This window comes from Lyngbya sp. CCY1209, assembly GCF_035615495.1.
Lineage (GTDB): Bacteria > Cyanobacteriota > Cyanobacteriia > Cyanobacteriales > Microcoleaceae > Limnospira.
Map to the genome: position 1 here is coordinate 1 of NZ_JAJENU010000446.1, position 8,130 is coordinate 8,130.

General features: G+C 52.0%; 3 protein-coding genes. All 3 read left to right on the forward strand.

Going from position 1 to position 8,130, the window contains the following annotated elements:
• Positions 1-61 precede the first annotated feature (61 nt).
• Entirely contained in the window at positions 62-400 is a 339-nt protein-coding gene (locus LKE08_RS13990) for a CoA-binding protein (RefSeq protein WP_324704851.1), read from the forward strand.
• A 140-nt stretch (positions 401-540) separates the two neighbouring features.
• Positions 541-1,521, forward strand: a complete 981-nt coding sequence (locus LKE08_RS13995) for an ABC transporter ATP-binding protein (RefSeq protein ID WP_324704852.1) — start codon at positions 541-543, stop codon at positions 1,519-1,521.
• Between the two features lie 943 nt (positions 1,522-2,464).
• Positions 2,465-8,130 (forward strand): pre-peptidase C-terminal domain-containing protein (locus LKE08_RS14000; protein WP_375341429.1); only part of this gene is annotated, 5,666 nt, incomplete at its 3' end.

The window sequence follows — 8,130 nt, forward strand, 5'->3', positions numbered from 1 at the left end:
GCAGATGACGCAGATTTCTGATTTTTTATGTGGGTCGCAGGTGATGGGGCTTTTGTGAATTATGGTCGATCTCAACGTAGATGACAGGGCGATGGCGGCGGTGCTCGGGCAGTCCCGGGCGATCGCGGTGGTGGGCCACTCGGACAAACCCCACCGCACCAGCTATCAAATCGCCCAATTCTTGAAACGGCAGGGGTATCGCGTTTATCCCGTGAATCCGGTTGTGGCGGAAATTGATGGCGAGCCCTGCTATCCTTGTTTGGAAACGGTTCCGGAGGCGATCGATATCGTGAATGTTTTTCGGCGATCGCGATATCTCCCGGAAATTGTGGACGAGGCGATCGCGGTGGGGGCGAAAACGGTTTGGGGGCAGTTGGGGGTGTCGGACGCGATTTTCTGATAAAAATTGAATATAGCCCAATGTGGAACCATTTGTAAAATTGTCCGGCCCCCAAACCCCCAATACTGGGGGCTTTGAGCGGATCGATTTTTCACGAATCATTTCACACTGCTATATGTCCGCATGAATGTGATGCAAAAATGAATCAGGCTCCTGAGTTGGAAATGCGATCGCCCCAGTCCGAACCCGTCCCGGTGGTGGAAACCCAGAATTTGGGCAAGTTCTACCGGACGGGGTTTTGGATGAACCAAAAAATCGAGTCCCTGCGAAGTTGTACCCTGACGCTGTATCGGGGGGAAACTTTCGGCTTGCTCGGCCAAAACGGGGCGGGAAAGACGACGTTATTTAAACTGTTGTTGGGGTTGGTGCGTCCCACCTCCGGAAGGGCGTCGCTGCTGGGAAAACCCATCGGCGATCGCCCGGTGAAACAGCGGGTGGGATATTTGCCGGAAAACCCCTATTTTTACGACCACCTGACGGGGTGGGAGTTTTTGGAGTTCGCCGCAGAATTGTTCCAAATTCCCCGGGGGGTGAGTCGCCGGCGCATCCCCGAGTTATTGGATTTGGTGGGACTGGCGAAGTCGGCGGCGGTGAAAAAGCAGATGCGCCAGTATTCCAAGGGGATGTTGCAGCGCATCGGCATGGCTCAGGCGTTGATTAATGACCCGGAGTTGGTGTTTCTGGATGAGCCGATGTCGGGGTTGGACCCGATGGGGCGCTATCAGATCCGGGAGATTATTTTATCGCTCAAAGACCAGGGAAAGACGATCTTTTTTAACAGTCACGTCCTGTCCGACGTGGAGAAGATTTGCGATCGCGTCGGGATTCTGGTGCGGGGGGAATTGATCTGTGCCGGTTCCCTGGACGAGTTGTTGGGGACGGCGGCAACTTACGCGGTGACGGGGAAGGGGGGCGATCGCGAAACACTCGAAAATTGGCTGGAAAATTTCGATAGGGAGCGGGACAGTTGGCAGGGACACCTCACCGGCGATCCCCAAGCGTTTTTGGAGCATTTACAAGCAGATGGGGGACAGTTAATTTCCATGAACTTATCCCGCCTCACTCTGGAGGAATTTTTCATGCGGCAGTTGCGCGATCGGGGGATTACTTCGAGCAGTTAAGGCGATCGGCCGGCAACGAAAACGAAGCCAAAACCGAAATCGGAGCGAGTCCGATCTGGGAACTCTCCAGGAACCCATTCTATCAGATTGGTATATCGGATGAGTCGTCATTGTCAACTCTGGTACACTCACAGTGTTGAGAAATCGGGTCAACTCGGCACTCCACCGCCTGGAAATGTAACACCCTTTTTTAGAACTCGAATCATGGCCCAATTCCCGGGGGTATCGTGTAACAATTTGTAAATAAAAGCGTTGGATTGAAAAGCAAATTATTAAATTTTGTTATTTTTTGCTGAAAAGTCAAATCGGTAAGGTACGATGAAATCGTCGAATTACTCATGGGGTGGTCATCAAGCGAACTGCTGCTGCGGAGTCGGTACAAAAGTCAGGTCAAGCCCAAGAGACCCTGGAGCCGATGGGTGAAATGAGAACACCAACCTCCTGACCCTCATTTTTCCGGGGCAACCACTGTGTCATATTCATTGTTTGTCGATTGGCTTGCGATTGTACCCCCGTCACGACTGCAATCTTTACCCTCTTCGTGGTCTGTCAAGATCGACATTGTGGGCCGACCCACGTTCGTCATACCCAATTGGAAATTGCCAACCCCAGCACTAGAATTGGCAGTCCACTCAAGCCGGAGGACTGAGTTCAGAGGTTTTTGAACTCAAATATTTTCGGCTTTCAGAGTCTCAAAATCTCTCGCTTTTTGATAGCGAGAGGGGTTGGTTTGTGAGAATCAAATGCTGCAATGGTTCGCGAAGGCGATCGGCGATCGGTCTGGTTGGCAATCCTTTAATTGGCGAACATTCGGCAAGATTTGGATATCGCGGTGTTTCATGGATAAGCTAAAATGGTTGATTATTTAGAGCCGAATGATGCACAGACCAGTGCAACATTCTTAGGGCTAGTTAATGGGTAGACCGGTAATTACGGTCTGAGCATCGATCCGTCCGGCGATGAAGACTGGTTTCAATTTGAAACCTCTGAACCTGAAACCGGCAGTTTCTACGGCGAGGTCGATATCTCCTTCAACGGCGGGAATGGAGACCTAGACTTGGCACTTTATGATGCCAATGGGAATTTCCTCACCAGTTCAGCAGGTACGGGAGATTTTGAGAGTATCACTCTACCGAGTGCGGGTACTTACTTCGCTCAGGTTTATGGATGGAACGGAGCGAGTAACCCTGACTATGACCTCGAAATCTTTGCGCCGTTCATCTCGGGAGGAGGCTCATCAAATGATGAGTACGAACCCAACGACACCCGCGAGACGGCGGCTGATCTCGGTTCCGTGACTGCCTTGGCGGAGTACGAAAACCTGGTCATTGAGTCCGAAGATGATGACTGGTTCACCTTCACGACCAGCGGAATGGGCGGATTTGATGCCGAGGTGCGGATTAATTTCTCCCATGACCTCGGAGATCTGGACATGGTTCTCTACGATGCGGGGGGGAATCAGATTGGAAGTTCAACTAGCACTTCAGAGGAAGAACGTATTAGTTTGGCAAATCAACCTGCGGGAACCTATTACGTCCAAGTTTACGGATGGAACGGAGCCAGCAACCCAAACTATACTCTGGCTATTGACAACCCCCAAACCCAATCGGATGACCCATACGAAGACAATAATATCTTCGCAGAGGCGTCTCCTCTGGGGTCTGTACAGGGAGAAGTCTCTTATGACAATTTAGCCCTGCTGGATGACGATTGGTTTTCTTTTGATATCTCTGGGCAGGGTGTATTCGGAAATGAACTGGCGATCGCATTTGACGGTTCTGTTGCCGACCTTGACTTGAAAATTTACTCTGATGGCAACACTCTGATCAGTTCGTCTACCGGTACGGGCGATTACGAAAGTATTAGTTTGGCAGGATTTGACCCAGGTACCTATTATGCCCAAGTGTTTGGCTACCAAGGGGCTACCACTTCTGATTACGAGCTGATCATCGATGCTCCTTACGGGACGGGAAACGTTGGTAATGACGATCGCTATGAATCCAACGATTCTGCAACTGAAGCTAACACTTCTGCTAATTTGGGGCTCAGACGGGGTTACAACAACGTCTACAACAACTTAGTGATTGCCCCTCCTGAAGTCGGTGAATCAGAGGAGTCCGACTGGTTCAGATTTGAGATTGATGGTGATGGATTTTTCGATCATGAAGTTCGGATCGAGTTTTCTCATGCTGCGGGCGACCTCGATCTCCAACTGTATGCAGCAGAGGATCCTGTCAATCCATTGAGCGGCTCCTACAGCATAACTGATGATGAAATAGTCAGCCTGGACGGACTGGGAGCGGGAGTCTATTACGCCCGTGTTTATGGCTATGGCGGAGCCACAAACCCCAACTATACTCTGATAATTGATGCACCAGAGGGAACGGGTACAGGTAACGGCCGTGACGATCGCTTAGAAGAGAATGATAGTCTTGAGAGTGCATGGCCTTTGGGTGTGTTGCAAGGGGTGAACTTCATCGAGAATGGTGCCGTGCTGACCGCCTTAGACGATGACTGGTATCAATTTGAGATGACCGGAACGGGTGGGGCGAATCATGCTGTCACGATCAACTTTATAGACGATTTCGGAGACCTCGACCTCGAACTCTACGATGCAAACAACAGCCCGCTCAACGGCTCCTACAGCGTTACCGATAATGAAACCGTGAGCCTGGAAGGACTCGCACCGGGAGTCTATTACGCCCATGTTTATGGCTATGCCGGAGCCGAAAATGATTACACCCTGACCATCAACGCCCCGGGTGATGATACGGGTGTGGGTGTCGGTTCAGATGACAGTTATGAGTCTAACAATTCTCGCGAAACGGCATCGGATCTGCGAGAGTTGAGGGGGTTGAATACTTACTCGAACCTGGTGATTGCACCGCCGCCGGCCGGGGAGGTGGAATACGACTGGTATGAGTTTGAGATGCTCGATGAGGCTCAGGTGGGCGACGAAATTCGGATCAACTTCACCGACGACTTTGGCGACCTCGATCTCGAACTGTTTGACGGGAATGGTAATTATATCGACGGCTCCTACAGCGTTTCCGATGAAGAGAGCATCAGTCTGGCTTATTTAGATGCCGGGAACTACTACATCAGTGTTTACGGCTTTGACGGAGCCAGCAACCCCAATTACACCCTCACCATCGATGCACCCGATGCTCCGAGTGAGGATGATGATGCTAATACGATTACGGGTCCGGATGGTTATGAATCGAATGATTCTCTGACAGCAGCGACTCTGGTGCGAGACAACAGCACCATCTCCGGTCTGAATATTCATGAAGCGGGTAACGCGGACTGGTTCAGGTTTGACCTCGCCGAGATGGGGAACTTTGGGGATTTTGTCCAGGTGGATGGATTTAACCACGGCGACGGAGACATTGACATTGAACTTTACGACCAAACTGGGGCATTTCCGTTGAGACAATCTGCGGGAGTTGGCAACGTCGAAACCATCTACTTGGATGGACTGGCTCCCGACACCTACTATGTCAAAGTGTTCGGGTACGACGGTGCGACCAGCCCCGGATATCAACTGACGGTTGATGCCCCCCTCGAAGGAAGTTCGAGTCCTGGGACGGGAATCAGTCCGGATCGCTTTGAAGAAAACAACACCCAAGCCACGGCTTATCTCTTCGGGTCTCGCGATGTCGGGGAAGACGATCTCACTCTCACGGAAGGGGATACCGACTGGTTCCAGTTCAGGCCCTCCAGTAACGGCACTGTCGAGGTCAGCCTCGACTTCAACCACGCCGAAGGAGATGTAGACCTGCGAGTTTACGATTCAGAAAGTCTACTGGGTACTTCTGAAGGCACCACCAATGAGGAATGGGTGACCTTTGAGGGAACCGCAGACAGCGACTACTGGGTTGAAGTCTACGGCTATGAGGAAGTGTCTAACCCCGAATACAGCCTGAATATCACCACGGTCGGCGGTAGCAGCGAAAATGAGGATAATAGCAACAACGATCCCAACAATACCTCTGATACTGACCAGTGGACGATTATGGTCTACATCGCCGCGGACAACAACCTCGAAGGTGCGGGTATTGTTGACATCAACGAAATGGAAGCCGTCAACCTGCCGGATAACGTCAATGTGGTGGTTCAAATCGATCGCATCGATGGCTCGCCGGAGCGGTGGGACGACACCAGCAACGGAAACTGGACAGACACCCGCCGGGGCTTGATTGAGCACGACAACGACACCAGCTTGATCACGAGCGACTTGCAGTCCCTCGAGGAACTCAACATGGGAGATCCGGCAACCCTCACCGAGTTCATCCAGTGGGGCGCCCAAAACTACCCAGCTGAAAATTATGCGGTTGTGATTTGGGATCACGGTGGCGGCCTGTCCGGTGTCGCTTGGGATGAAACCGATGGCAACGCCAACTTATCCTTGAGCGAGGTGACCGGGGCAATTACAGATGCCAACTTGGGTGGCAATCTCAAGGTCGTCGGTTTCGACGCCTGCCTGCAAGGATTGGTCGAGCAAGCTTACGAAATCAAGGATCTGGCCGAGGTGGTCGTCGCATCCCAGGATTTGGAACCGGGTCAGGGCTGGGATTATACGGGCTGGTTGCAAGACCTGGCGATCGCTGGCGGTCGTTTGGATGCCGAACAGATGGGCGAGGCAGTCGTGGACTCCTACGGTGAGTTCTACAACAATCGGGAAACTCAATCGGCAATCCGAACCGGTGCCTTGGGCGCACTCAACACCGCGATCGATGAATTTGTCGAAGCCGTCCTCGATACTGGCACCGGGCCAGATTGGACTCCCATCATCCAAGCTCGTTCGGCGTCCACAGCGTTTGACAAGCCTAATGAGCGAGATTTGGGCAGCTTTATGGATGCGATCGCCCGGCAGACATCCGGGGCAATTGCTACGGCAGCTCGCAATGTTTCCCAAACACTTAATAATGAAGTCCTCATCGATCAGGTGAATCTGGGAAATGTCTCGGGTCTGAGTATCTACCTACCACCAGTCGGCAGTAACTTGAACAGTAGTATTTACACTGCTGACAACTATCAGTTGGTCAGGGATACTCGCTGGGGAGAATTCCTGCAAGCCTTTACGGGACGCGATCGCAGCGAAGCCCAAAGCCGCAGCCGGCGGATCGAGGCGGACTATGCCGAAACCACGGACCTCAGCGGGAACCCGACCAGCAACCTCAATAACAACTCGCCCAACTTGGCGTTCAACCTCGGACGTCTGGCTGGTCCCGATCACCAGTTCTCCGACCTGTCCCTCGACAGTAGCAGCGATGTTGACTGGTATCGCTTTGAAATGCGGGGTATGGGTACGGAAGCCGATAGCGTTCAGATCAACTCCGAACAAGACGGAAGCTTGACCCTGGAACTCTACAAAGGCAATGAAAACGGCAGTTTTGACCGGGGTGAGAGCGGGCAATTGGGCACGATTCCCGGCAATGAGGGTAATGTCAGTTTCAGTCTCGAAGGACAACCACGAGGAACCTACTTCGTTAAGGTGTCCGGAGATGAGAACCCCGACTACACCCTGGAAGTGGATGCACCGACAGTCCGGGGAGCTTCGGGTGCAGTTGAGATTGAGCCCGATGCCCTCGAAGGCAGTACGAACAACAACAGTCAAGTCAAAGCCCACAACCTGGGCGAGTTGGGACCCGATACGTCGATCGCGATTCCCGGTTTGTCCATTGGCGAGGGAGATGTGGATTGGTTTGCGGTGACTCCCACCCGGATTCCAGAACGGTATCCCAATGGGATTACGATCGAATACGAAGAAGGCGACGGCGAACTGTCACTGGAACTGTTAGATGCCGAGGGTAATCCACTCTTAGATGCTAACGGTGAGCCACTCAATGCTGTCAAGAGTTCTAATCCTAATTCTTCTGACTTCCAATCCATCGGTTTCCCAGATACGAACAATACCATTTACATCAAGGTTGCCGGTGTCGATGATGCCACCAATCCCAATTACGAACTCAATATTGTCCGCCGGGAGTTGGATATTGATGGGGATGGCAGATATCAGACATTTAGTGATGGTTTGATGATTCTGACCCACCTGATAAATCCTGGTGGCAACAACGACTTTGAGGGCTACAAAGGAGACGGGGCTCAACGGACTTTTAATGATGAGTTGAAAGAGTATTTTGAAGATGCCAATACCATGCTGGACGTTGATGGTAATGGTACTCGCACTGTATTTACTGATGGTCTGATCATCTTGAGCTATCAATTCGGCGATCGCACAGGTCTGACCGATTACCTAGGAGAAGGTGCAACTCGTACAACTAATGAAGAGTTGGTTGAATACCTCGAGTATTATCAGCCACCTAATGATCGCTTGCGGCGGGTAACTCAGTCGGATTCGGAAGCAGATGAACCTATCCAAGAAGAACTGTGGGATGACTCCACCAGTTTGGGATGGCTCGATGATGGCGAAGAAGACACCGGCTCCGATGAGTCTGAGGAAGAGGATGTCGCCGAGGATACCGACTCCGATGAGTCTGAGGAAGAGGACATCGCCGAGGATACCGACTCCGATGAGTCTGAGGAAGAGGACATCGCCGAGGATACCGATTCCGATGAGTCTGAGGAAGAGGACATCGCCGAGGA

Bases quoted from the DNA above. Each gene is read 5' to 3' on its own strand.
- LKE08_RS13990 (WP_324704851.1), top strand. From the start codon at position 62: ATGGTCGATCTCAACGTAGATGACAGGGCGATGGCGGCGGTGCTCGGG.
- LKE08_RS13995 (WP_324704852.1), top strand. From the start codon at position 541: ATGAATCAGGCTCCTGAGTTGGAAATGCGATCGCCCCAGTCCGAACCC.